This window comes from Protofrankia sp. Cas8 (genome assembly GCF_963555845.1).
Lineage (GTDB): Bacteria > Actinomycetota > Actinomycetes > Frankiales > Frankiaceae > Protofrankia.
Window position 1 is genome coordinate 1 of sequence record NZ_CAUVXI010000248.1, and the last position, 2660, is coordinate 2660.

The 2660-nt window shown below is 65.9% G+C and carries 3 protein-coding genes; 2 read left to right on the forward strand and 1 reads right to left on the reverse strand.

The window, feature by feature from the left end; genetic code table 11:
* Positions 1-538, forward strand: a 538-nt coding sequence (locus U9977_RS24030) for a hypothetical protein (protein WP_322751555.1), incomplete at its 5' end; no start/stop codon positions are given.
* A gap of 203 nt (positions 539-741) precedes the next feature.
* Positions 742-1887, forward strand: a complete 1146-nt coding sequence (locus U9977_RS24035) for an acyl-CoA dehydrogenase family protein (protein ID WP_322751559.1) — start codon at positions 742-744, stop codon at positions 1885-1887.
* A gap of 132 nt (positions 1888-2019) precedes the next feature.
* On the opposite strand, the gene U9977_RS24040 is transcribed toward U9977_RS24035, so the two are convergent.
* Positions 2020-2660: SDR family NAD(P)-dependent oxidoreductase (locus tag U9977_RS24040; RefSeq protein ID WP_322751556.1), on the reverse strand; the 641-nt coding region annotated here is incomplete at its 5' end.

Genomic DNA, 2660 nt, shown 5'->3' on the forward strand with positions numbered 1-2660 from the left:
CTTCACGATCAGCGCCTTTCCGGTTCTCACCGTCTTCGCCAACAGCTTCAAGCAGGCACTCGTCTCAGCGTGTCCAGCCTGCAAGATCGTAGTTGTCAATCAGCAGGTCAGAGATCTCGGGACCAGGACCCCACAGAGTGTCGTGGAAACAATCAAGCGTGATCCGGACATTGACTGGGCGATCTTCTCGCTCGGTGATCTGACGATCGGCGTGCCGGACGCGCTGCGGGCGGCCGGACTGCAGGGCAAGGTCAAGGTTGGCGGCGAGACCCCGACCACGGCCAACATCGAGGCATTGCGGGCCGGGACGGAGGAGGTCTGGACGGGTTTCGCCGCGACGATCCTCGGCTGGCGCGACGCCGACCTGCTCGCCCGCTATTTCAACGGCGACGACCTCGACCGGGCGAACCGGACGTTGCTGCCCACCCAGCTCATCACCAGGGACACCGTGGACGCGGCTGCGCTGGACTCGACCGGGTACTACGTGGGTTTCCCAGGTTACGTCGATGCCTTCAGGCAGCTCTGGAAGGTCGGATAGTTCCGGAGTCCGCGTCACCGGCCGCCGGGCGCTCTTAGGATATGTCCGCTATCCTGAATCAGCCTGGCGGGTGGACGGCGTCGTGGTCGTGGTCGTGGCGGTGGCCGTGGCCGTGTCTCGCGCGATCGCGAACCCCGGCCCCGCGTCCCCGAACCAAGTGGGAGAGGTGGTGCAGGGTGGTCTCGGACCAGCTGCCGTCGTCGCTGTCGGCGTGCGTATATGACAGTGATCATGAGATTTTCCGCGACGTGGTACGGGCTTTCATCGCGCAGCGCGTGCTTCCGAACATCGATGCGTGGGAGCGGGCCGGTATCGTCGATCGGGCGATGTTCTCCGACGCCGGTGCGCAGGGCCTGCTCGGATTCGGTGTCGATGAGAAGTACGGGGGTCCCGGTATCGAGGATTTCCGGTTCAACGCGATCGTGGGGCAGGAATTCGGCCGTGCGCTGGTCTCTTCAGCGGGCCTCGGTCTGACCTTGCAGAATGACATCGTCCTGCCCTATCTGCTCGGCCTCGCCACGGACGAACAGAAGGCGCGCTGGCTTGCCGGTACGGTTTCGGGTGACACTGTCCTCGCGGTGGCCATGACCGAACCGGGTACCGGCAGCGACCTTGCGGGTATCCGGACCCGCGCGGTCCGCGATGGTGACGTCTACGTGGTCAACGGAGCGAAAACCTTCATCTCCTCCGGTCAGCATGCTGACCTCGTGGTAACCGCCGTGCGTACTGCCGACGATCCGCACCGTGGGCTGTCGCTGCTCGTCATCGAGCGCGGGATGGCGGGTTTCGAACGGGGCCGTAACCTGGAGAAGATCGGTCTGCATGCGCAGGACACCAGCGAGCTGTCCTTCATCGACGTCCGGGTGCCAGTCGCCAATCTTCTCGGGGAGGAGAACCGCGGGTTTTATGCCCTGGTCGGCAACCTGCCGCAGGAGCGGCTGTCCATAGCGGTCACCGGGCTGGGCGTGGCGGAGGGCGTACTCGCCCAAACCCTGGTCTATGTGAAGGAGCGCACCGCCTTCGGCCAGCCGATCGGGTCTTTCCAACACAGCAGGTTCGTCCTGGCGGAGCTGGCGACCGAGGTCGACATCGCCCGTACGTTCATCCTCGACTGTCTGGTGGAGCATCTGCGTGGCGAACTCAGTGCCGCGCGTGCGGCCAAGGCGAAGTACTGGGTCACCGACCTTCAGTGTCGGGTTTCCGACCGTTGCCTGCAGTTGCACGGAGGGTACGGCTATATGCGTGAGTATCCGGTTGGCAGGGCCTTCGTCGATTCCCGGGTTCAGACGATCTACGGTGGGACCAATGAGATCATGAAGGAGATCATCGGTCGGGATCTCGGTTTGTGACCAGCTGTGGGCGTTGCGGGTGCGGTTCACCCAGGTTTTCGCCTCGCGGCCCCGGAGGCCCGGGATGGGTGGGCGACGGTGTTCGGGGACACCGCCGCCTGTCTCACCCCGGGACAGCCGGTGATCGGCTGGTCAGCGAGGGGCCATCCGGATGGCGCCGTCAAGACGGATGACCTCACCGTTGAGCATCGGGTTGGCGATGATGTGCTCGACCAGCGCGCCGTACTCGTCGGGGTCGCCGAGGCGGTTGGGGTGGGGCACCTGGCGGCCGAGCGAGGCCTGCGCCTGCGCCGGAAGGCTCGCGAGCATCGGTGTGGCGAACAGACCCGGGGCGATGGTCACTACTCTGATCTGCTTGTCCGCGAGGTCGCGGGCGAGCGGCAGGGTCATGCCGACGACGCCCCCCTTGGAGGCGGAGTAGGCGGCCTGTCCGATCTGGCCCTCGAACGCGGCGACCGACGCGGTACACACGACCACGCCACGCTCACCCGTGATGGGCTCGTTGCGAGCCATCCGCTCGACGGCAAGTCTGATCACGTTGAACGTGCCGATCAGATTGATCGTGACCGTGCGGGTGAACGTCTCCAGCGGCATCACGCCGGTCTTGCTGAGGATCCGGGCCGGCGGGCCGATCCCGGCGCAGTTCACCACGACGCGCAGGTCGCCCAGGCTGTCGGCGACATCGAGCGCGGCGGAGACCTGCTCGGAGTCGGTGACGTCCGCGGGCGCGAAGGTGGCCTTGCCGAGATCGGCGGCGGCCTGCTCACCACCTG